This window comes from Sphingomonas sp. Root720 (assembly GCF_001428605.1).
Lineage (GTDB): Bacteria > Pseudomonadota > Alphaproteobacteria > Sphingomonadales > Sphingomonadaceae > Rhizorhabdus.
In genome coordinates, this window is sequence record NZ_LMID01000012.1 from 124,604 (window position 1) to 146,778 (window position 22,175).

At 68.9% G+C, this 22,175-nt stretch carries 17 protein-coding genes; 5 read left to right on the forward strand and 12 right to left on the reverse strand.

All coding sequences use genetic code 11. The features are described 5' to 3' along the window. Positions 1-68 precede the first annotated feature (68 nt). The 5 genes from lexA to ASE22_RS15710 form a co-directional block, all read right to left on the reverse strand. Complete coding sequence (lexA, locus tag ASE22_RS15690; RefSeq protein ID WP_056361629.1) at positions 69-743, reverse strand: transcriptional repressor LexA; 675 nt, start codon at positions 741-743, stop codon at positions 69-71. Positions 744-800: 57 nt separating this feature from the next. Further along, positions 801-1,988 (reverse strand): molybdopterin molybdotransferase MoeA, encoded by a 1,188-nt coding sequence (locus ASE22_RS15695; protein WP_056361632.1) that lies wholly within the window; start codon positions 1,986-1,988, stop codon positions 801-803. Then, the gene (gene moaC / locus ASE22_RS15700; protein WP_056361634.1) at positions 1,988-2,461 is read right to left on the reverse strand and encodes a cyclic pyranopterin monophosphate synthase MoaC; all 474 of its coding nucleotides are present in this window, start codon (positions 2,459-2,461) and stop codon (positions 1,988-1,990) included. Before moaC ends, ASE22_RS15695 begins: the two co-directional genes overlap by 1 nt. Beyond that, positions 2,458-3,252: an indole-3-glycerol phosphate synthase TrpC gene (gene trpC / locus ASE22_RS15705; RefSeq protein ID WP_056361637.1), complete on the reverse strand. Its 795-nt coding sequence runs from the start codon at positions 3,250-3,252 to the stop codon at positions 2,458-2,460. Before trpC ends, moaC begins: the two co-directional genes overlap by 4 nt. A 72-nt stretch (positions 3,253-3,324) precedes the next feature. Beyond that, positions 3,325-4,185, reverse strand: coding sequence for an oxidoreductase (locus ASE22_RS15710; protein ID WP_056361640.1), 861 nt, complete (start codon positions 4,183-4,185; stop codon positions 3,325-3,327). An 89-nt stretch (positions 4,186-4,274) separates the two neighbouring features. On the opposite strand from ASE22_RS15710, the gene ASE22_RS15715 reads away from it, so the two are divergent. After that, the gene (locus tag ASE22_RS15715; RefSeq protein WP_056362445.1) at positions 4,275-5,171 is read left to right on the forward strand and encodes a LysR family transcriptional regulator; all 897 of its coding nucleotides are present in this window, start codon (positions 4,275-4,277) and stop codon (positions 5,169-5,171) included. A gap of 118 nt (positions 5,172-5,289) precedes the next feature. On the opposite strand, the gene ASE22_RS15720 is transcribed toward ASE22_RS15715, so the two are convergent. Then, complete coding sequence (locus tag ASE22_RS15720; RefSeq protein WP_082545356.1) at positions 5,290-6,921, reverse strand: Na+/H+ antiporter; 1,632 nt, start codon at positions 6,919-6,921, stop codon at positions 5,290-5,292. 386 nt (positions 6,922-7,307) lie between these two features. Here ASE22_RS15720 and ASE22_RS15725 point away from each other — a divergent pair, with 386 nt between their 5' ends. Then, complete coding sequence (locus tag ASE22_RS15725; RefSeq protein WP_056361643.1) at positions 7,308-7,718, forward strand: VOC family protein; 411 nt, start codon at positions 7,308-7,310, stop codon at positions 7,716-7,718. A gap of 78 nt (positions 7,719-7,796) precedes the next feature. After that, positions 7,797-8,417 carry a Yip1 family protein gene (locus ASE22_RS15730; RefSeq protein WP_056361646.1) on the forward strand — a complete coding sequence of 207 codons (621 nt, stop codon included), beginning with the start codon at positions 7,797-7,799 and terminating at the stop codon, positions 8,415-8,417. Between the two features lie 197 nt (positions 8,418-8,614). Here the strand turns inward: ASE22_RS15730 and ASE22_RS15735 are convergent, their stop codons facing one another. From ASE22_RS15735 to ASE22_RS15755, 5 genes are all read right to left on the reverse strand, one after another. Then, complete coding sequence (locus ASE22_RS15735) at positions 8,615-11,047, reverse strand: TonB-dependent receptor (protein WP_056361649.1); 2,433 nt, start codon at positions 11,045-11,047, stop codon at positions 8,615-8,617. A gap of 172 nt (positions 11,048-11,219) precedes the next feature. Continuing rightward, positions 11,220-13,313, reverse strand: a complete 2,094-nt coding sequence (locus tag ASE22_RS15740; RefSeq protein ID WP_056361651.1) for a hybrid sensor histidine kinase/response regulator — start codon at positions 13,311-13,313, stop codon at positions 11,220-11,222. After that, the gene (locus ASE22_RS15745; protein WP_056361654.1) at positions 13,303-14,790 is read right to left on the reverse strand and encodes an ATPase domain-containing protein; all 1,488 of its coding nucleotides are present in this window, start codon (positions 14,788-14,790) and stop codon (positions 13,303-13,305) included. The genes ASE22_RS15740 and ASE22_RS15745 overlap by 11 nt, the downstream gene beginning before the upstream one ends. A gap of 91 nt (positions 14,791-14,881) precedes the next feature. Then, positions 14,882-15,880: an anthranilate phosphoribosyltransferase gene (gene trpD / locus ASE22_RS15750; protein ID WP_056361657.1), complete on the reverse strand. Its 999-nt coding sequence runs from the start codon at positions 15,878-15,880 to the stop codon at positions 14,882-14,884. 2 nt (positions 15,881-15,882) lie between these two features. Next, positions 15,883-16,476, reverse strand: a complete 594-nt coding sequence (locus ASE22_RS15755; protein WP_056361661.1) for an anthranilate synthase component II — start codon at positions 16,474-16,476, stop codon at positions 15,883-15,885. A gap of 182 nt (positions 16,477-16,658) precedes the next feature. Here ASE22_RS15755 and ASE22_RS15760 point away from each other — a divergent pair, with 182 nt between their 5' ends. Further along, positions 16,659-18,542, forward strand: coding sequence for a CocE/NonD family hydrolase (locus tag ASE22_RS15760; RefSeq protein ID WP_056361664.1), 1,884 nt, complete (start codon positions 16,659-16,661; stop codon positions 18,540-18,542). Between the two features lie 29 nt (positions 18,543-18,571). Further along, positions 18,572-19,810 (forward strand): flavin monoamine oxidase family protein, encoded by a 1,239-nt coding sequence (locus ASE22_RS15765; protein WP_056361666.1) that lies wholly within the window; start codon positions 18,572-18,574, stop codon positions 19,808-19,810. 95 nt (positions 19,811-19,905) lie between these two features. On the opposite strand, the gene ASE22_RS15770 is transcribed toward ASE22_RS15765, so the two are convergent. Further along, positions 19,906-22,050 (reverse strand): ComEC/Rec2 family competence protein, encoded by a 2,145-nt coding sequence (locus ASE22_RS15770; protein WP_082545354.1) that lies wholly within the window; start codon positions 22,048-22,050, stop codon positions 19,906-19,908. Between the last annotated feature and the right edge of the window lie 125 nt (positions 22,051-22,175).

Here is a 22,175-nt window from a genome sequence, read left to right on the forward strand (position 1 = left end):
CTGACGAGACGGGAACCCCTGCCATCGCAGGGACATGATAAAAGGGGGGAGCCAGGCCCTCCCCCTTATCAATAGCGTCGCAGCAGCCCCGCGAGCTTGCCCTGGATACGGACCTGGTCGGGCTTGTAGCGCTGCGGATCATAGGCGCGGTTGGCCGGATCGAGCCGGACCATCGCGCCCTCGCGGCGGAAATATTTGAGCGTCGCCTCGGCGTCGGCGATCAGCGCGACGACGATCTCGCCGTCGCGGGCCGTCTCGGCGCGACGGATCAGCGCATAGTCGCCGTCGAGGATGCCGGCCTCGACCATCGAGTCTCCCGACACCTCGAGCGCATAATGCTCGCCCGGGCCGAGCAGCGCGGCGGGCACCGACAGGCTGCTCTGACCTTCGAGCGCCTCGATCGGCATGCCGGCGGCGATGCGGCCGTGCAGGGGGATCTCCAGCACATTCTCGTTCGCGGCGTGTGGAACGGCCGGCGGCGTCGCCTTGCTCGTCTTGGCGGGGGCAGGCGTGCTCTTCGCGACCGCCGTCTCGGGCATGCGCAGCACCTCGAGAGCGCGGGCGCGGTTCGGCAGGCGGCGGATGAAATGGCGTTCCTCGAGCGCGCTGATCAGGCGGTGCACGCCCGACTTCGACTTGAGGTCGAGCGCTTCCTTCATCTCCTCGAACGAGGGGGACACGCCGGTTTCCAATAACCGGTCGTTGATGAAGCATAGCAGTTCATGTTGCTTGCGGGTCAGCATGGCGATCGCCTTCGTCGGGAACGGACGGAGAACATTTAGGCAACCGGCCGGAATCTGTCAAGCGATCGGGAAAATCGGCACCTCGGCTCCGGGCTCAAGGGCCGGGGCGTCGGGCGGCCGGGCGATCAGGAAGGCGGCCTCGACCAGCGCGGACAGGCCCGCGCTGTCCTGACCCGCCAGTGGGACGGCGCGGCCGTCGACCCAGTGGCCGCGGAAATATTCGGCGCGGTTGCCGGTCGCGGCGAGCGGTGCGCCGAGGCGGGCGATCATCGGTTCGGGCACCGGCGTCGCGGCGCCGAGCAGGTGCGCGATCAGCGGCCGCGCGAACAGCATCGCCGTCACGAAGGCGGAAACGGGGTTGCCGGGCAGGCCCAGCACGACCGCGTCGCCCAGCGTGCCGATCATCACGGGCTTGCCCGGCTTCATGCGCACCCGCCAGAAATCGATGCTGGCCCCCGCCTTCTCCAGCGCGGGAAGGACGAGGTCATGGTCGCCGACCGAAGCGCCGCCGGTGGTGACGATGATGTCGGCGCTCCCGGCCATCGCGGCGAAGGCGGCGGTGATCAGGTCGAGATCGTCGCGGACGATGCCATGGTCGCGCACCTCGCAGGCGCCGGACCCGAGCAGAGCCGCCAGCATCGGCCCGTTCGACGCGGGCAGCATCGCGCCCGGGGTCGGTTCGCCGGCGGGCAGCAGTTCGTTGCCGGTCGACAGGATCGCGATCCGGGGGCGCCGGCGGACGGCGATGGCGCCGTGGCCGCCGCTCGCCGCGAGCGCGATCGCCGCCGCGCCGATCGGCATGCCCGGCGGCAGGAGCAGGTCGCCCTCGGCGAAGTCGCTGCCCCGGCGGCGGATGTGCGCCCCGATCCGGGGCGGCCCCTCGCCTGCCATCGCCAGCCGGTCGCCGTCGCGCGCGGCCTCCTCCTGGACCAGGATCGCGTCGGCGCCCTGCGGCAGCGGCGCGCCGGTGAAGATCCGCGCGGCCTCGCCCGGCGCCAGCGCGCGATCGAGCCCGCCGCCGGCCGCGCTCTCGCCCACCACCGTCCAGGGGCCCGGCCGCTCGTCGAAGCGGATCGCATAGCCGTCCATCGCCGACAGGTCGGCGGCGGGCTGGGTGCGTCGCGCGCGCACGTCCCCGGCGGTATAGCGGCCGGCCGCGTCGGTCAGCGCGACGGTCTCGATCGCGAGCGGCGGCTTCAGCGCGAGCATGCGCGCCTGCGCTTCGGCAACCGCGATCATCGCCATCAGCCAGCTTTCCAGTCGCCCGACCGGCCGCCGGTCTTGGACAGCAGGCGGACGCCCTCGATCCGCATTCCCCGGTCGAGCGCCTTGGCCATGTCGTAGACGGTCAGCAGCGCGGCGGTGACGGCGGTCAGCGCCTCCATCTCGATGCCGGTGGTGTAGGTGGTGACGACGGTCGCGGTTGCACGGATGCCGTCGGCCTCGATCGCGAGATCGACCGTCACGCCCGAGATCGGCAGCGGATGGCAGAGCGGGATCAGGTCGGCGGTCTTCTTCGCCGCCATGATCCCGGCGATGCGGGCGACCGCCAGGACGTCGCCCTTCTTGACCGATCCGGCGCGGATCGCGTCGAGCGCCTCCGGGCCGATCAGGATGCGTCCTTCGGCTACCGCCTCGCGCTTCGTCTCTGCCTTGGCCGACACGTCGACCATGCGGGCGGCGCCCTCGGCGTCGATATGGGTGAGCCCGGATGTCATGCCCCGGTCAGCAGCCTGCGGGTGGCGGCGGCGACGTCGTCGTGCCGCATCAGCGCCTCGCCGACGAGGAAGCAGCGCACGCCATGCCCGGCCATCGCGTCGAGATCGGCCTTCGAACCGAGGCCGCTTTCGGCGACGAAGGTGCAGCCCTCGGGCGCGCGGCCGACCAGTTCGTAGGTGCGCGAGAAATCGACGGTGAAGTCGCGCAGGTCGCGATTGTTCACCCCGATCAGGCGCGAGCGGAGCCGGAGCGCGCGGTCGAATTCGCTATCGTCGTGCACCTCGACCAGCACGTCCATGCCATGCTCGATCGCGGCAGCTTCGATCTCGGCCATCTCTCCGTCGTCCAGTGCGGCGACGATGATCAGGATCGCATCGGCGCCCAGCGCGCGCGCCTCGGTCACCTGCCAGGGATCGACCATGAAGTCCTTGCGCAGGGCCGGCAGCGCACAGGCGGCGCGCGCCGCGACCAGATAATCGTCATGACCCTGGAAATAGGGGGCATCGGTCAGCACCGACAGGCAGGCCGCTCCGGCCGCCTCATAGGCGCGGGCATGGGCGGGCGGATCGAAGTCCGGGCGGATCAGGCCCTTCGACGGGGAGGCCTTCTTGATCTCGGCGATCAGGCCGTAGCCGCCCTCGGCCACCTTGCGGTCGAGCGCGGCGCGGAAGCCGCGCGGTGCGCCGGCGGCGTTCGCCCGCGCGGAAAGATCCGCGAAGGAGGTCTCCGCCTTGCGCCGTGCGACATGGTCGCGCTTGGCGGCGCAGATCTCGGTCAGCTTGTTGCTCATCGCCGGGCGGCATAGCGGGCGGGCGATCGGGGGTCCAGATTTTGTGAGATAGCCGGAACCCCAAACTCCTGATCAGATCGCGTTCAGTGCCGCCATCGCCTCCGCCGGCAGTTCGAGTGCGGCCGCCGCGAGATTCTCGTGCAGATGGGCGACCGAGGCGGTCCCGGGTATCAGCAGCAGGTTCGGCGAGCGCCGCAGCAGCCAGGCGAGCGCGACCTGCATCGGCGTCGCGTCCAGGCCCGCCGCGACCTCGGACAGCGTGGAAGATTGCAGCGGGGTGAAGCCGCCCAGCGGGAAGAAGGGGACATAGGCGATCCCCTTGGCCGCGAGGTCGTCGATCAGCGCGTCGTCGTCGCGGTGCGCGATGTTGTACATGTTCTGCACGCAGACGATGTCGGCGATGCGGCGGCCTTCCTCGATCTGCGACGCGGTGGCGTTGCTCAGGCCGATGGACCGGACGAGGCCTTCGCGCTGGAGCTCGGCCAGCACGGTCAGTTCGGGCTCGATCGATCCTTCGCTCGGCGCGTGGATATCGCCCATGACGCGCAGGTTGACGATGTCGAGCCGGTCGAGGCCCAGGTTGCGCAGATTGTCATGTACGGCCTGACGCAACTGGGCCGGGGCCATTGCGGGCAGCCAGGCGCCCGCGCCGTCGCGGCGGGCGCCGACCTTGGTGACGATGACGAGATCGTCGGGATAGGGGGCCAGCGCCTCGCGGATCAGCCGGTTGGTGACTTGCGGACCGTAGAAGTCGCTGGTATCGATATGGTTCACGCCGGCATCGATCGCCGCACGCAGCACCGCGATGGCGCCGCTATGGTCCTTCGGTGGCCCGAACACGCCTGGGCCGGCCAATTGCATCGCGCCATAGCCGAGCCGCCTCACGGGCCGGCCTGCGAGGAAAAAGCTGTCGTCGACGATGGCGGTGGGCATGGCGGTCTCCTTCATGCCCACCATCTAGGGCTTGCCGCGGCGTTCGATTAGTTGCCAACATCTGGACAGGTTGTACGGGAAATCGAACGATTCGCACCGATCTGGAGGAACTGAATGCCTTTGTCGCGGTCGCCCGTGCAGGCGGCTTCCGCGAAGCCGCGCGGATAAACGGCGTCAGTGCCTCGGGCATCAGCGAGGCGGTGCGGCGTCTGGAAGCGCAGTTGGCAGTACGCCTGCTCAACCGCACGACGCGCAGCGTGGTGCCGACCGAAGCGGGGCTTCGCCTGCTGGAGCGCCTGGGCCCGGCGCTGCGCGAGGTCGAGGCCGCGCTCGACGTGGTCAACGGTTTCCGCGATAGGCCGGCGGGCACGCTCAGGCTCAACGTTCCGGTCAGCGTCGCGCGGCTGGTGCTGCCCGCCATCGTCATACCCTTCCTGAAAGCCTATCCGGAGATTCGGATGGAGCTGGCCGCCGAGGACAGCTTCGTCGATGTGCTCGCCGCGGGCTGCGATGCCGGCATCCGCTATGACGAGCGGCTGGAGCAGGACATGATCGCGGTGCCGATCGGTCCCCGCGTCCAGCGCTTCGCCACCGCCGCCGCGCCCGCCTATCTCGATGCGCGCGGCCGGCCCGAGCATCCGCGCGACCTGCTCGACCATGCCTGCCTGCGGGGGCGCTTCTCCAGCGGGGCCATGCCGCCCTGGGACTATGTCCGGGACGGGGAGATGGTGCGCATCGAACCCAACGGCCCGCTGGTGGTGAGCCCCGGTGGCGCCGCGGAACTGGCGATCGAGACCGCGATCGCGGGGCTGGGCGTCATCCACCTGTTCGAAGACTGGCTGCGGCCGCATATCGACAGTGGCGCGCTCGAACCTGTGCTGGAACCCTGGTGGGAATCCTTCCGCGGCCCGTTTCTCTATTATCCCGGACGCCGCCTCGTCCCCGCGCCGCTGCGCGCTTTTGTCGATTTCATCAAGGCCCGCTGATCCGCGCGCCAGCGACGGAGCGGTTGCCGTTCGTCGGGGCGACCATCGCCGTCGCCGGAATCGCTCGCCGGACATAGCGGCGGCATCTTCTCGCGATCGCCTGTCGGACGCGCGCACCTCAGCCGCGGTGACGCGCCTCCGACAAGTCGAGTTCGCGGGTGAGCTTGCGCGCCGTCTCGCTGCCGATCTGTCGCGCCCGGGCAAGTTCGGCGAGCGCGGCGCGTTCGGCCTTGACCCCGACGAGGCCGAATTCGCGGACGAGCCCCTCTTCGGCGCGCGTCGCGTCGGACAGGCCCTGGCTGCGGCTTTCGATGCGTTCGCGGTAGAGGTCCATGACCCGGGCGCCGGCTGCGGCGTAGCGATCGGCCTCGCCATGGTCGACCGCCAGCGCATGCTGACGATGTTCGATCGCACGGATCGCCGCCTCCGCCGCAGCCACCCGCGCGGCATCCTCCTCGGCCTGCCTCGACGGCTCGGCGGGCATGGTCAGTCCCTTGAGCAGCATCGGCAGGGCTATGCTGGCGATGACCAGCGAGACGATGATGACCCCGGCGGCGAGGAAAATCGCGAGATCGCGCGCCGGAAAAGGCGTGCCGTCGCCGAGGGCGAGCGGCAGCGTCAGGACGCCCGCCAGGGTGATCGCGCCGCGAACGCCGGCGAACGACATCGCCGCGACCAGGCGCCAGTCGGGGCTGTGGAGCGCGGTTTGCCGGTCGCGCTTGCGCAGGATGGTCAGCTTGAGCGACGCCCACACCCACAGGAAGCGCAATGCGGCCAGGCCGGCGACGATCGCGATGACGTAGACGCCCAGCCATATCGGCGCGCTGTGTCCCGTCAGCGCGACGGTCTGCTCCGCACCGGCCAGGATCGCCGGCAACTGCTCGCCCAGCAGCACGAAGATGATGCCGTTCAGCGCGAACTGGATCGTATCCCACACCGAATTGCGCCGCATCCGCGTCACCGCCATCGTCTGGCGGGAGATTTCGGCGAAGCTCATCGTCACGCCCGCGCTTACCGCCGCCAGGATGCCGGACGCGTGCCAATGCTCGGCCAGCAGATAGGAGCCGAAGGGGATTAGCAGGCTGACGAGGATCTGCGAGCCGGTGTCCTCGCCCCAGCGCCGCGTGACCCAGGCCTTGACGCGGGTGACGGCCAGGGTGACGGCCACGCCGATCGCGAGCCCAACCCCGGCGACCCACAGGAAGTCGAGTGCGGCGCTACCGGCGGAAAAGGTGCCGGTCAGAGCTGCCGCGACGGCAAAGCGCAGGCAGACCAGGCCCGAGGCGTCGTTGAGGAGCGATTCCCCTTCGAGGATGTGCATCATCCGCCTGGGGATCGGTACGCGGGCGGCGATCGCCGAGACCGCGATCGGATCGGTCGGCGAGACGACGGCCGCCAGCGCGAAGGCGATGGCGAGCGGCATCGCGGGGATCATCCAGTGGATGAACAGACCCATGCCGAGGACGGTCAAAAGGACGAGGCCCAGCGCCAGCTCCACCACGGTCGAGACGTCCTTGAGCAGTTCGTCCTTGGGGATGCGCCAGCCGTCGAGGAACAGCAGCGGCGGCAGGAAGAGCAGCAGGAACAGCTCGGGATCGAGCTCGACGCGGTAGGAGGTCGACAGGCCGATGCCCGCGCCCAGCAGGATCTGTACCAGCGGCGTCGGCACCGACACCGGCAGCATCCTGGACAGGGCGCCGCTGACGACGACCGCCAGCAGCAGGAAGAGCACGATCGATACCGTTTCCAAACTCTCGCTCCGTTGAGGGGGGGCTTCCGCACGGTCGCCGGACGCTGGTTCCTACCAGCCATACGCTCCGGAAGGCGCCGTTATTCCGCTCATGCCCGTTTATCGTGACGCTGCCGGTCCTGGGCTTCGTCCCGAGCCGGCTGTAAAGCCCTTGGCGCTGGTCCGCCACAGTGCGAAGGCATACCGGTCGGCGGCGAGCGCGTCGCCGCTCCGACGGGGTGAGCCCCGCGGGAACGGCCTGCAATCGCCCGCGCCGGAAGGCGCCGCTCGTAGAAAATCACTCCGCCGGCTGGTTCACGGGGACTCCTCCGCGATGCAATGCCCGCCGACGGTTCGGCGGCCGCGAGGGACTGGCAAGGTGGGCGCGCCGGGCCTATCTTCGGTCCATGACGGTCGGACTCGACCACAGCATCATCTGGTGCAGCGACAAGGATCGCTCGGCGGGCTTCCTGGCGGAGATGCTCGGGCGGCCGGCGCCGGTGCCGTTCCTGCATTTCCTGGTGGTCGACATGGACAATGGCGTCTCGCTCGACTTTATGGAGAAGGAGGGGACGGTCGCGCCCCAGCATTACGCCTTCCTGGTCGACGAGGCGACGTTCGACGCCGTGCTCGGCCGGATCGCGGCGAAGGGCATCGACCATTGGGCCGATCCGGCGCGGACCCGGCCCGGTGCGATCAACAGGCATGGCGGCGGGCGCGGGGTCTATTTCGCCGATCCCGACGGCCATCTGCTCGAAGCGATCACCCGGCCCTATCCGCGCGACCGCGGTGGCGACGAGTCTTTTCGCCGCCCGTAACGAATAAGCTTGCGGCGGCCATCAAGCTGCACGATCATGCCGGGGGGCGGGCGACACCTTGAAAAAGGAAGGTGATCGATGGTTTCCGCGCATCCGGGCCTCGTCGAACGGGCCAAGAACATCCTCGTCACCCCCAGGACCGAATGGCCCGTCATCGACGCCGAACCGTCCACGGTCGGCGGCATCTACAAGAATTACGTGCTGGTACTGGCGGCGATACCGGCGATCGCCGGGCTGATCGGCAACGCGCTGTTCGGCTATTCGGTGCTGGGCGTGGCGTACCGGGTGCCCATCGTCACCGCTCTGTCGTCGGCGATCGCGACCTATATCCTGTCGCTGGTCAGCGTCTATGTGCTGGGCCTGATCATCGACGCGCTGGCGCCGAGCTTCGGCGGCACCCGCAGCCAGGTGCAGGGCTTCAAGGTCGCGGCCTATTCCAACACCGCCGGATGGGTGGCGGGTATCTTGTCGATCATCCCGCAGCTCGTGCCGATCGCCGGGCTGCTCAGCCTCTACGGCTTCTACCTGCTCTATCTTGGCTTGCCGGTGGTGATGAAGGCGCCGAAGGAAAAGGCGCTGGCTTACACGATCGTGACGATCGTCGCCGCGATCATCCTGTTCGTCGTCGTCGGCGCGGTGGTGGGGGCGGTGGGCAGCATCTTCACGCCGGTGATGCCCGCCGGCGCCCACATACTCTGATCCCCGAAGGGGTGGGGCCCGGCCACCGCAAGGCCGGGCCCCGCGACGGCCGGGCATTCAAGGGACGTGGAAACCCTGGATGCCGACCGTCGCTTGAGCGACGGCCGAAGGGATCGGCCCGCCTCAGGGATATGTATTGCTAATGAAAATTATTCGCAAGTTTATTCGGTGCCCGCGCCGATGCCTCTCCTCCTCGATCAGAACCGATAGTTGAGGCTGAACACCGCCGACCGGGTCGCGGCGGGTTGCGCCCAGCTGCCGTTGAGCGAGTTGCGCACCGTCGTCACATATTTCTCATTGGTGAAGTTCTGGACGTTCACCTGCGCCTTCAACTGATCGGTGATCGGATAGGAGGCCATGAACCGGTGGATGGTGTAGCTCGGCACCCGATAGGCAACATAGCTGCTGGCGGCCAGCTGCGCGAGCGACGGCTGGTTGAGCAGGAACTTGCCCTGGTAGGTCAGCCCGTAACCGAGCTCGAGGCCGAAGTCGAAGCGATAGGTGGTGAACAGGCTGCCCGAATGCTTCGGCGTGTTGGTCAGCGAATAGCCCTTGGTCGGATCGGGGAAAGCGGCATTGTTGCCGCAGCCGCCGGTCAGCGTGGCCGGGTTGAGCCCGGTGCCCGGGTTGGCGAGGCAGAAGTCCGACACCCCCTGCAGGATCTTCGATTTCAGGTACATATAGTTGGCCGAAATCGTCCAGTTGCCGGTGATGTTGCCCGACGCTCCAAGCGACAGACCCTCCACCCGCTGGCCGCCGTCGAGCGTCTGGTCGGGCAGGCTCGGATTGTTCGAGTTGACCTTGATCGAGTTGCGCTCGTTGCGGAAGATCGCGGCGGTCAGGAGCAGCCGGGCATCGAACAGGTCGGCCTTGGCTCCGATTTCCCAATTCTCTGTCGTTTCCGGCTTCAGCCGGCAATTGGCCGCCGAGCAGGCGCCGTCGACCGAGGCCTTGGACGGCAGCTTCGAGTTGCCATAGGCGAGATAGAGGCTGGTGTTCCGCGTCGGCTTGAGCACCGCGCCGATACGGTAGGAGGCGAGCTTGTCGCCGAAATTGAACGGGCCGGTCGCGGTATTGAGGTCGCCGAGATTCGCGGCACCCGCCGTCGTGACGTAGCTGAGCGTCCGGTTGGAGCCCTTGACGTCCTCATAGCGGATGCCGCCGTTGAGCTCGAACCAGTCGGTGAACTTCATCGTATCGAACAGATAGGCTGCGTAGCTGCGCTGCGTGCCGAAATTGCGGCTCGCCAGGATGAAGTTGATCGGGCCGGTATAATCGTTGTTGCCATAGGCGAAGCCGGCCGGGCCCTGGACGGTGGCCCCCGGGTTCGAGATGCTGACCAGCGGGAAAGCCGGGATCGAGCCGTCGGCGTTGCGCGGCAGCGTGCCCTGCTTCTGGCGATAATCCTCCCACAGTGCTGAGACGCCGAGCACGATCGAATGCTCGATCCCGCCGGTGTCGACCGTCGCGGTCAGGTCGGTCTGGCTGTAATGGGTCTCGTTGTTGATGAAGCGCTGCACGCCGCGGCCGCCGGTAGGCAGGTAATAGCCGGCCGGGACGGTGGCGGGACAGGCGGCGCTGTTGCCGTTGATGTCCATCGGCTGGAGGCCGGTCGACGCTAGGCAGAAGGTGCCGTTCGGCTGGCTGGTGATCGTGTTCTGGCGGATCTTCTCGTAGCGGGTGAGGTTGCGGATGCTCAGCCTGTCGCTGAACGCGTGACTGAAGATCGCCTGCAGGGCGTTGGTCTTGCTGTTCTGCCGGTCGAGATTGGCGAAACCATAATAGCCGCCGCGATCGAAGTCAGACAGGATGCCGCCATTGTTCGCATAATAGCGGATGCCATATTGGGGCATCGCCTTGTCGTCGAGATGCTCGGCCTGGAGCGTCAGGCTGGTCGGGCCGTCGATGCCGATCGTGATCGCCGGCGCGAGGCCCCAGCGCTTGTAATCCTCGACGTCGCGGCCGGGCACGTCGTTCTCGTGATAGACCGCGTTGAGGCGCACGGCGATCAGGTCGCTGATCCGCTGGTTGGTGTCGACGGTCGCGCGATAATAATTGTCGGTGCCGACGCCGGCGCTGAGCAACGTCTGGTCGTCGGCCAGCGGCCGTTTGGTCACCAGGTTGATGGTGCCCGCGACCGAGCCGCCGCCGTTCATGACGGAGTTGGCGCCGTTGGTCACCTCGACCTGCTCGATATTATAGACTTCGTTGCGGTTGAGGAACGCCCCCGAGCGCACGCCGTCGACGGTGACGTCGTTCTTGGCGTCCTGGCCGCGCAGGATGATGCGGTCGCCATAGCCGAAGCCGCCTTCGCCGGCGCCGAAGGTGATGCCGGGGACCGTGCTGAGCACGTCGCGCAGCGTCAGCAGATTCTGCTGCTGGATCGTCGCCTTGCCGATGACGGTGATCGTCTGCGGCGTGTCGAGGAGCGGGCGGGTATATTTGGGTGACTCCGGACGATCGACCTTGACCGTCTCGTCGATCGCCGATGCGCTGACGGTCATGCCGCCGAGCCGCTTCTCGCCGTCCGCCGGCTTCTCCGCCGTCTGCGCCACAGCCGGCGCGCTGGCGATGAAACCGACGCAGGCCAGCGCCAGAAAGCTGCTGCCTGCCATATCCCTGTTGGTCATCGGGTCCCTTCCCTGTCGTTACACAGGAGGGCGACTATCGCTATTGAAAATGATTCGCAAATTCTTTGTAAGAACGATTCTCATTTGCAGTTATGCATGAGTGCAGATTTACGTATGCATGGACCCGCCTCTATTGCCGGGAAGGGCGGCGGGCGGACGCGCGGAGGCGGGCTCAGACTGTAGGCGCGGAAGGCGGATCGGCCAGCATCTCGTCGATCTTCTCGGCCAGCGCGTCGAGCGAGAAGGGCTTGGCGATCATCGCCATGTTGGTGCCGAGGAAGCCCGAGCGGATCGCCGCATTCTCGGCATAGCCGGTGACGAACAGGATCGGCAGCGCCGGACGGTGATGGCGGGCGGTGTCGGCGAGCTGCCGCCCGTTCATGCCGGGCAGGCCGACGTCGGAGATCATCAGGTCGATGCGCCGGTCGGATTCGAGGATCGGGATGGCGGTCAGCCCGTCCGCCGCCTCGATACCGGTATAGCCGATCTCCCGCAGCACCTCCCCGATCAGCAGCCGGACCGACGGATCGTCCTCGACGACCAGCACCTGCTGGCCGGTGCCGCGCGGAACGCTCGGGATCGTCCGCTGGCTCACGGGATCGGCGTGGCGCGCGGCCGGCAGATAGATGCTGACGGTCGTGCCTTCGCCCTCGACGCTGTCAATCGCGACATGGCCGCCATTCTGCCGGGCGAAGCCATAGACCATCGACAGGCCCAGCCCCGTGCCCTGGCCCAGCGGCTTGGTGGTGAAGAAGGGTTCGAACACCTTTTCGCGCAGCGCTGGCGACATGCCGACGCCGGAGTCCGACACGCTCACCACCACATAGGCGCCCCCCTCGGCCTCGGGCATGTGCGACGCCGCCTCCGCGTCCAGCTCGACGAAGCGCGTGGCGACGTCGAGGGCGCCGCCATCGGGCATCGCGTCGCGGGCGTTGATGGCCAGGTTGAGGAGAGCGCTTTCGAGCTGGTTGACGTCGGCGATCCCGGCCGGAATCGCGGGATCGAGCTGCATCGTGAGCGCGATCTGCTCGCCGATCGTGCGGCCGAGCAGATCGCCCAGCGAGCCGACCAGGGCGTTGACGTCGATCGCCTTGGAGTCGAGCGACTGGCGGCGGGAGAAGGCGAGCAGCCGCTGGGTCAGGGCCGCCGCACGCATCGCCGACGTCGTCGCAGCGTCCATGTAGCGGTCGAGATCCTCGTAGCGCTGCCGGGCGATGCGGCGGCGCATGATGTCCATCGATCCGATCACGCCGGTCAGCATATTGTTGAAGTCGTGGGCGATGCCGCCGGTGAGCTGCCCGACCGCCTCCATCTTCTGGCTCTGATGGAGCAGCTCGTTGGCGCGCTGGAGCTCCTCGGTGCGCTCGCGCACCATCGCGTCGAGCTCCTCGCGGCCCTGCGCGAGCACTTCCCGCGCCTCGACGATCTCCTGGATATCGGTGCAGGTGCCGAACCAGCGGACGATCTCCCCCCGATCGCGCATGGGCTGGGCACGCCCCAGTACCCAGCGATAGCACCCCGATCTGTGCCGTAGCCGATATTCGATATGATAGGGTTCGCCGGTGGTCAGCGAATGGCGCCAGCGGGTCAAGGCGCGCTCCCGGTCATCGGGATGGAAGAGCCCGTTCCACGCCTCGCCGTCGGTCGAGCCCTCGGGCACGCCGGTATAGTCGTACCAGCGCTGGTTGTAATAATCATGATACCCGTCGGGCAGCGTCGACCAGACCATATGGTCGATCGAATCGGCGATCGCCTGGAACTTGGCCTCGCTCTCGCGCAGCTCCTCCCGGCTGCGGGTCAGCGCCTCGGTCCGCGCCTCGATTTCCGCCAGTCGGTCGCGAATCTCGAACTGCCGGCGGCGCGACCGCATCGCCGACGAGACCGCGCTCACCAACGAGACCGAACTGAGCGGCCGTTCAAGCACGGTGAAATTGTCGATCACCTCGGAGATGCGCAGCACCGCCGCCTGACCGGCCGGCACCGGCCCCGTGCGCCGCGCCGCGAGCACGACGAACGGGATGTCGGACCAGGCCGGCTGCGCGTCGAGAACGCTGTGAAGCTGGGAGCGCCCGGTCGCGAGCGCCTCCTCCGTCAGGACGACGGCCCCGACGCGGTCGTCGATCAGCGGAGCGATGCCGGCGAGGTCCCTGCCGGTCACCGCATCATGCCCCTCGCGGACGAGCAGGTTGGCGATGCTCTCGGCATCCCGCCCGAACGGCGCGACGATCAGGACCTTCTGGCCGGGCTCGGCACGTCTATGAGGCACCGCGATCTTCCATCAGCGGAGCCGCGGACCCCACATATTCGGGGGTCCCGGTCAGCACGCCACGGAAAGTGGTGAGCGGTTCGCCGATCCGGATGCCCTGCGCGTCGATCCGCAGCTCGCGGATCGCGTCCTCATGCGCGCCGCCCCGATTCTTGAGCAGCGAGATCGCCTTGCGGATCCGGCCCTCCGCCTCGAAGAACCGGATCAGCATCACCGCATCGGCGATGTAGGAGATGTTGAGACTCGTCGACATCGTGCCCACCAGCCCATGCTGCGGATTGATCAGGAAGGTGACGACGCCGTGCTGGTTCAGATAGGACAGCAACTCGTGCATCTGCAGGACGAGCTGCTGTTCCTGCGACATCGACGCGAGATAGCCGTTGAGGCTGTCGATGACGATCATCCGCACGCCGCGCTCCTCGACCTCCCTGCGGACCATCGTGGCGAACTCGCCGGGCGACAACTCGGCCGGGTTTATCTGCCGGACGGAGAGCTCGCCTGAATCGATATGATCCTGGAGGCTTCCTTCGAGATTGCCGCTGCGGGACAGCAGCGTGCCGACCCGCTCGTCGAACTGGTACACCGTCGACCGCTCGCCGCGCCGGCAGGCGGCGGTCACGAACTGCATCGCGATCGTCGTCTTGCCCGCGCCCGCGGGTCCGGTGATCAGCGTGCTCGTGCCGCGCATCGGGCCGCCGCCGAAGAGATTGTCGAGCTCCGCGATCCCGCTGGACGTGAGGGTTTCCGGGAAATCCTGGAAATGGTCGGCGGCGATCAGGCGCGGGAAGATCTCCATCCCGCCCGTGCGGATCAGCAGGTCGTGATAGCCGGCGGTAAAATCGACGCCACGCATCTTCTGAACCTGCATCCGCCGCCGCGCCGGGCCGAAATCGAGGGTCAGGCGCTCGAGCGTGACGACGCCGTGGCACAGGCTGTGGAGATGCGTGTCGCGGCCGCCCTCCATCGACGTCAGGTCGTCGATCAGCACGACGGTCGCATCCCGGCCCGTGAAATATTGCTTCAGCGCGAGGACCTGGCGCCGGTAGCGGAGCGGATCCTGCGCCAGCAGCCGCAGCTCGGACAGGCTGTCGAAGACCACGCGGCGCGGGTTGATCCGCTCCACCTCGTCCTCGATCAGCTTGACCGTCTCGCCGAGCTCGACTTCCCACGAATAGAGCACGGACTGGTCGCGCGCGCTGCCGAGCACCTGTTCGGCCGACGCCAGTTCGAACAGGTCGATACCGGCGAGATCCCAGCCGTGCGATGCCGCGACGGCGTGGAGTTCCTCCTTGGTTTCGGAGAGGGTGATGTAGAGGCAGGCTTCGCCCCTCGCGACGCCGTCGAGCAGGAACTGGAGCGCGAAGGTGGTCTTGCCGGCACCGGGCGAGCCTTCGACGAGGTAAAGCCGTTTCGGGGGAAGGCCACCCTTCAATATCGTGTCCAGGCCGGCGTTGCCCGTGGAAATCCTGCTCGACATCAATGCCCAACTCTAAAGTACGACGACGTGATCATTGCGAACACGTAAGGGCCCCGCGCGGTTCCGCAGGGCCGCCGTCGCGGCGCGAGCGTCAGGCGAAGGCGATCCAGCGGGCGAGCAGGGCCCCGGCGGCACCGCTGTCGATCGCCTCGGCGCCGATCGCCACGGCGGTGCGCCAGTCGCCGGCCCGGCCGGCGACGATCAGCGCGGCGGCGGCGTTGAGCAGGACGGCGTCGCGATAGGCGCCGGCCTCGCCGTCGAGCAGGCGCTGGAGCGCGGCGCCGTTATAGCTGGCGTCGCCACCCCGGATCGCGTCGAGGGGGTGGCGCGGCAGGCCCGCGGTTTCGGGCTCGAAGCGCTCATGGCCAAAGCCGATCCCGCCCAGCCGGAAGATGCTGCTCGGCCCGCCGATCGACAGCTCGTCGAGCGGCTCGTCGCCCGACACCATCATCGCCGCGTCGCAGCCGATCCGGTCGAGCGCGCCGGCATAGGTCGAGAGGTAGTCGGGCCGGGCGACGCCGATCAACTGGCGGCGCACCCCGGCCGGATTGCAGATCGGGCCGGTCAGGTTGAAGATCGTCCGCCGGCCGATCCGCTTGCGGATCGCTGCGAGCGGTTTCAGCGCGGGATGGTGCTTCTGCGCGAACAGGAAGCAGATGCCGAGCTCGTTCAGGCTGGCCTCGGCCCGGTCCGAGGCCCGGTCGAGATCGAGGCCGAGCGCCTCGAGCGTGTCGGCCGCCCCGGCCCTGGAGGAGGCGGCGCGGTTGCCATGCTTGGCGACCGGCACGCCCGCCGCCGCGGCGACGATCGCGACCGCCGTCGACACGTTGAGGCTATGGGCGCCATCGCCGCCGGTGCCGCAGACGTCGATCGCATCGGCTGGCGCCGATATGGTGATCATCCGCTCGCGCATCGCCAGCGCCGCGCCGGCGATCTCCGCACTGGTCTCGTCGCGCTCGGCGATCCCGCTGACGAAGGCGAACACGCTTTCCTGGTCGAACGCTCCGTCCAGGATCGCCGCGAATGTTTCGTAGGCGGTCTGCTGGTCGAGCGGGGAGGACGGGTCGGGAAGAGGCGCGGCCTTGGCCAAGGTCAGGCGCGCTCCTTCACCGCCATGCCGGCGCTGCGCATGAAATTCGCGAGCATCGCATGGCCATGTTCGGTGGCGATGCTTTCGGGATGGAACTGGACGCCGTGGATCGGCAGCGTCGCGTGGCGCACGCCCATCACCTGGCCGTCGGGGGTGCGCGCGTTGATCACCAGATCGGCGGGCATCGTCTCCTCGGGCACGACCAGCGAATGGTAGCGGGTCGCGGTGAACGGGGACGGAAGGCCCTGGTAGAGGCCGGTGCCGTCGTGGAGGATCGGGCTGGTCTTGCCGTGCATCAGCTCCGGCGCGCGGACCACGCGGCCACCGAAATGCTGGCCGATCGACTGGTGGCCGAGGCATACGCCGAGCAGCGGCCGCCTTTCCGCCGCGCAGGCGCCGACCAGCTCGAGCGAGATGCCCGCCTCGTTCGGGGTGCAGGGGCCGGGCGAGATCAGGAAGGCCTCGGCGCCGCTCGACATCGCCTGGCCGACGCCGATCGCGTCGTTGCGGACGACCTCGACCTCGGCGCCCAGCTCCATCAGATAATGGACGAGGTTCCAGGTGAAGCTGTCGTAATTGTCGATGACCAGGATCATGCTTCTGGCCCCTAACGGCTTAGCGCCGGCCGTGGAAGTGCGTTCTCTCCACCGGCATCCGGGCGAACGCCGCGACCGCGTTTTTCTTCCGCATTGCCTGTCGCCCGAAGGCCGTGCGATCCCGACTTTCGCCGGAATGACGATCGCTATAGCGTCGCGCCACGTTCCTCCTGGAGTGCTCCATGACCAAGCGACATATTCTCGGTGCGGCGGCGCTCGTCGCCCTTGCGGCCGGCGCCTTCGCCCAGACGCCGCCGATGACCCCGGACATTCCGGCGAAGACGTTCGACGCGGCGACCCCGCAGGCCGACTATGTCCGTCGCGAGGTGATGATCCCGATGCGCGACGGCAAGAAGATGTTCGCCGTCATCGTCATGCGCAAGGGGGTGACCGACGCGCCGATCCTGCTGACCCGCACCCCCTATAACGCCGGCAAGACGGCGAGCCGCAACCCGAGCCAGAAGATCGAGGAGATCCTGCCGGTCTCCGACGCCGAGTTCGTCGATGACGGCTATATCCGCGTCTACGAGGACGTGCGCGGCCGCAACCGCTCCGAAGGCGACTATGTGATGAACCGGCCGTTGCGCGGCCCGCTCAACAGCACGAAGGTCGACCATGCGACCGATGCCTGGGACACGATCGACTGGCTGGTGAAGCATGTCCCCGAAAGCAACGGGCGGGTCGGCATGACCGGATCCTCCTATCCCGGCTTCACCACGCTGATGGCGACGATCGACCCGCATCCGGCGCTGCGCGCGGTGGTGCCGATGAGCCCGATGGTCGACGGCTGGATCGGCGACGACTGGTTCCACAACGGCGCCTTCCGCCAGAACAGCTACGACTATCTCACCGGCCAGATGGCGTCGAAGGACGATGGCGATCCGGTCGCATCGGGCAGCGGCGACCGCTATGCGCTGTGGCTCGGGACCGGATCGGCGGGCGACTATGCCAGCGCCTATGGGCTCGGCGCCTTCCCGGTCGCGCGCAAGTTCGCCGAGCACCCGGCCTATGACGACTACTGGCGCCAGCAGGCGGTCGACCGGCTGCTGGCGGCGCGGCCGTTCACCGTGCCGATGATGCTGGTCGTGGGGCAGTGGGACCAGGAGGACAGCTATGGCGCCGCGGCGGTCTACCGTGCGCTCAAGCCCAAGGACAAGGACGGCCGGCTCCACCTCGTCGTCGGCCCCTGGCGCCACAGCGGAGTCAACTATGACGGCTCCTCGCTCGGCCCGTTGCGCTTCACCGGCGACACCGCGCTGCAGTTCCGCCGCGACGTGATGAAGCCCTTCCTCGACCAGTTCCTCAAGAGCGGCGCGCCGAGGGTCCCGACCCCGCCGGTGCTGACCTATGACAGCGGTCGCAACCGCTGGCAGGCGACCGCGACGATCTTCGACACCAAGCTCAAGCCGCTCTACCTGCGGGCGGGGGCGGCGCTCGATTGGGACAAGGGCCAGGCGGCGGGGAAGGACGACTATGTCTCCGATCCCGCCAAGCCGGTGCCCTTCCTGCCGCGCCCGATCGACTGGGGCAACGCCGACGTCTGGAAGCCCTGGCTGGTCGCCGATCAGCGCTTCGCCGACGGCCGGCCCGACGTGCTGACCTATGTCAGCGAGCCGCTGGCGGCACCGGTCCACATCCTCGGCCGGCCGCTCGTCGACCTGTTCGCCACGACCAGCGGCACCGACAGCGACTGGGTGGTCAAGCTGATCGACGTCTACCCCGAGGAGATGAGTTCAGATCCGAAGCTCGCCGGCTACCAGCTCGGCATCGGCATGGAAATCTTCCGCGGCCGCTATGTCGACGGCTTCGACAAGCCGCGCGCGCTGGAGCCGGGCAAGGCGGAGAATTACCGGTTCGAGCTGCCGACGGTGAATCACAGCTTCCTGCCAGGCCACCGGATCATGGTGCAGGTCCAGTCGAGCTGGTTTCCGCTCTACGATCGCAATCCGCAAAGCTATGTGGCGAACATCTTCGACGCGAAGCCCGGCGATTACCGCAAGGCGACCCAGAGCATCCTGACCGGGGGCACCGCCGCCAGCGCGATCCTGCTGCCGGTGGTCGATTGAACAATGGCGTGTTCGTGCGTTGAGCAGGGATGGATAGCGATCGGGACCATGATGTCGTCATCGTCGGGGCGGGCGCCGCCGGCATAGGCGCGGCGCGCACGCTGGCGGGACGGGGGCTGAACCTGCTCGTGGTCGATGCGCTCGATCGGATCGGCGGCCGGGCGCACAGCGTCCGCTTCGGCGACTGGGCGGTCGACCTCGGCTGTGGCTATCTCCATTCGGCCGAGCGCAACGGCTGGGTGCCGATCGGCGAGGGGCTGGGCTTCACCATCGACCGGTCCGATCCGGGCTGGGACCGGCAATATCGCGACCTCGGCTTTCCGCCCGACGAACAGGCGGCCGCCGGCGCGGCGTTCGACGCCATCGCTGCGCGGCTGCGCGCCGATCCGCCGGCGTCGGACCGCGCGGCCGACGCGCTGATCCCCGGCTGTCGGTGGAACGCCTATGCGGAGGCGCTGTCAGCCTACATCAACGGCACCGATTTCGGCCAGGTCTCGGCGCGCGACTATCTCGCTTATGACGCGGCGGCGAGCGACAACAACTGGCGGGTCCGCGAAGGCTATGGCGCGCTGATCGGGGCGGCGCTGCCTGACGGCATCGCGCTCCGGCTCGGCTGTCCGGTGACGCTGATCGACCATGAAGGACCGCTGCCCAGGCTGGAGACCGCGGCGGGCACGATCGCCGCCGCCCGCGTGATCGTCACCGTGCCGACATCGGTGCTGGCTTCGGGCGCGCTCGCCTTCCGGCCGGCGCTCGACGCCAAGCGCGATGCCGCCGCCGCCCTGCCGCTGGGCCTCGCCGACAAGATCTTCCTCGGGGTCGACCGGCCCGAGGATTTTCCGCGCGACGCGCATCTGATCGGCAATCCTCACAGCGCCGAAACCGGCAGCTACCAGCTCCAGCCGATGGGCCATCCGGTGGTCGAGGGCTTCTTCGGGGGCCGCGCCGCGGCGATGCTCGAGCAACTGGGGCAGAAGGGTGCGGCGGCCTTCGCGATCGACGAGCTGGCGGGGCTGCTCGGCAACGGCGTCCGCGACCGGCTGACCCCGATCGGCGGATCGGCCTGGGGATCGACGCGCTGGATCGAGGGCGGCTACAGCCATGCGCTGCCGGGGATGGCGGACCGGCGGGGCGTGCTCGCCGCACCCGTCGAGGGCCGCATCTTCTTCGCGGGGGAGGCCTGCTCGGCGAGCGACTTCTCGACCGCGCACGGCGCGCTGGAGACCGGGATCGCGGCGGCGCGCGCGGTACTGGCGAGTCTGGCCTGACGGCTCGTCACCGCGGCAAGAACCAGGATCGGGTTGCCGGGCACGGCGGGGCGCTGCAGCAGGCGCGCAGTGCGGATCTCGGCCACCGCCTGCCTTCACTCCCGGAAGGTCGACCAGGGATGGCGGCCGACCGCTTCCGCGACGCTCGTCACCGTTCCGCGATCGAGGTCGATGGCGAGCCCGCCGGTCCGGGCCAGCAGCGGGCGATCGATCTTCAGCCAGCGGGGGGTACAGCCACGCGGCAGGCGCCGCTCGCTGATCGCGATGTCGGCGCTCGCGCAGGCCCGCGCCAGCCGGTTCCAGTCAAGCCGATAGGGGCTTCGCGTCGCCAGGATCCGCCAGCGCCGCCCATCCCGCCGCATATCGGTGATGCATAGGTCGGCCGAGCAGCGCGCCTGCATCAGCGCGTCGACCGGCAGCGCGTCGCCGTCGACGCCCGCCGCCTCGCCCAGCATCCCGCGGACATAGTCGCCCGCGCGATCGCGCAGCAGCGCCACCCGCCCGTCGCCCAGAACGAAGGCGACATGGCGGCCATCGCCTGTCACCAACAGTTCGGGGGTCGGCGACAGCAGCGTCCAGACCGCCCCCGCCGCGAGCGGCAGCAGCCCCCAGCGCCGCGCCCGCGTCCGCCACAGCGCCAGCCACAACCCGCCCGCCACCATCAGCGCGAAGGCACCCCAGGCCATGGTCGGCAGCATCGTGACCGCGCCCGGGGCTGCCGCGACGGTGTGCGCGATCCAGAGCAGCAGCGCGAGCCCCTGCGACACCAGCCACCAGGCGGGCGCGCCGATCCCGACGGTATCGAGCAACAGCCCCAGCGCCTCGAACGGCATGATCACGAAGGTGGTCAGCGGGATCGCCACGATATTGGCGAGCGCCCCGTAGAGCCCCGATTTGTGAAAGTGGAACAGCGCGATCGGCGCCAGCGCGGCCTCGATCACCAGGCCCGTCAGCAGCAGCACCGCGAGGCCGCGGCCGAAGCGTATCGCGGCCCCCTCTTCGCGGCGGGCGGCGAAGGCGGCGACGCGCGGATGATCGAGCGTCGCGACCAGCGCGGTCACCGCCGCGAAGCTGAGCTGAAAGCTCGGTCCTGCCAGCGCTTCGGGCCAGAACAGCAGCACGATCAGGGCTCCGGTCGCGACCAGCCGCAGGGTGATCGCCTCGCGTCCCATCGCGATCCCGGCGAGCACCAGCAGCGCGGCGACGCAGGAGCGGATCGTCGGAACCTGCGCGCCCGACAATAATGTATAGACGATACCGGCCAGCGCCCCCGCCCCCGCCGCGATCAGGAGCAGCGGCGCGCGCAGGGCGAGCGCGGGGCTGAGCGCCAGCAGCCGCAGGGTGAGCAGCAGCACGCCCCCGACCACCGCCGAGACATGGAGTCCCGACACCGACAGGAGGTGGGCGAGGCCCGAGCGGCGCAACGCCTCGGCATCCTCCTCGGCGATCGCGCCCTGGTCGCCCGTCGCGAGCGAGGCGGCGATGCCCCCGGCGCTGGCCCCGGTCACCCGCGCCTCGATATGCTCCGACAGCCGGGCGCGCCGGTCGGCCAGCCAGGCGAGCAGGCCGCGCTCGCCCCCCGCCGGCTCGATGCGGGGCGGATCGAGCGCCTTGCCGGTGGCGCCGATCCCCAGGAACCAGGCGGCACGCGCGAAATCATAGGCGCCGGGCACCGCCGGCGGTGCGGGCGGCATCAGCCGGGCGCGCACCGCGATCCGCCCGCCCGCCGCGACCGGGCCCTCGAGGTCGGCCTGGTCGACGTTCAACCGGATGCGGTGCGGCATCGACAAGCCCGGATCGGGGGCGATCGTCAGCCGGGTCAGCGCGCGCGCCGGCATCCGCTCGACCGCCTCGATGCGGCCCGCGACCCCGGCCACGACAGGCCGGTCGATACGCGGCGCCGCCACCCAGTCGGCGCGCGTCCAGACCAGCACCAGCCCGGCAAACGCCGCGAGCCCGCCGACGAGCAGCATCCGTCCCGCCCGCCGCCCGGTCCCGATCGCCGCCCCGCACAGAGCGAGCCCGGCGAGTCCGGCCAGCGCCGCCAGCCAGCTGTCGCGACCCGGCAGCGCCAGCCACAGCGCGATCCCGCCGCCGAGGGCGACCGGCAGCCACAGCGCCAGCTGGTCGCGCTCCGCCTCCAGCCAGGCTTCGAGTCGCGCGGCGAGCGCGCCGGGGCGGGGCAGGCGGCCGGCGGGCCAGACAGGAAACACCGTCCCGAAAAGCCCGGCTTTCAGCATGGCAGCGATCGCCCCCCTCGATTCAGGCCCATCGGCCCGTGCGTCAATTTGACCCGGCAGGAAAATGCTTTACGGGGCGCATCGACATCGCAGGCCATCGGACCCGATCTTGGAGAAAGCGCGCG

Bases quoted from the DNA above. Each gene is read 5' to 3' on its own strand.
- ASE22_RS15695 (WP_056361632.1), bottom strand. From the start codon at position 1,988: ATGGCGATGATCGCGGTTGCCGAAGCGCAGGCGCGCATGCTCGCGCTG.
- ASE22_RS15710 (WP_056361640.1), bottom strand. From the start codon at position 4,185: ATGCCCACCGCCATCGTCGACGACAGCTTTTTCCTCGCAGGCCGGCCC.
- lexA (WP_056361629.1), bottom strand. From the start codon at position 743: ATGCTGACCCGCAAGCAACATGAACTGCTATGCTTCATCAACGACCGG.
- ASE22_RS15770 (WP_082545354.1), bottom strand. From the start codon at position 22,050: ATGCTGAAAGCCGGGCTTTTCGGGACGGTGTTTCCTGTCTGGCCCGCC.
- ASE22_RS15745 (WP_056361654.1), bottom strand. From the start codon at position 14,790: ATGTCGAGCAGGATTTCCACGGGCAACGCCGGCCTGGACACGATATTG.
- ASE22_RS15725 (WP_056361643.1), top strand. From the start codon at position 7,308: ATGACGGTCGGACTCGACCACAGCATCATCTGGTGCAGCGACAAGGAT.
- ASE22_RS15755 (WP_056361661.1), bottom strand. From the start codon at position 16,476: ATGATCCTGGTCATCGACAATTACGACAGCTTCACCTGGAACCTCGTC.
- ASE22_RS15765 (WP_056361666.1), top strand. From the start codon at position 18,572: ATGGATAGCGATCGGGACCATGATGTCGTCATCGTCGGGGCGGGCGCC.
- ASE22_RS15730 (WP_056361646.1), top strand. From the start codon at position 7,797: ATGGTTTCCGCGCATCCGGGCCTCGTCGAACGGGCCAAGAACATCCTC.
- ASE22_RS15760 (WP_056361664.1), top strand. From the start codon at position 16,659: ATGACCAAGCGACATATTCTCGGTGCGGCGGCGCTCGTCGCCCTTGCG.
- trpC (WP_056361637.1), bottom strand. From the start codon at position 3,252: ATGAGCAACAAGCTGACCGAGATCTGCGCCGCCAAGCGCGACCATGTC.
- ASE22_RS15735 (WP_056361649.1), bottom strand. From the start codon at position 11,047: ATGACCAACAGGGATATGGCAGGCAGCAGCTTTCTGGCGCTGGCCTGC.
- moaC (WP_056361634.1), bottom strand. From the start codon at position 2,461: ATGACATCCGGGCTCACCCATATCGACGCCGAGGGCGCCGCCCGCATG.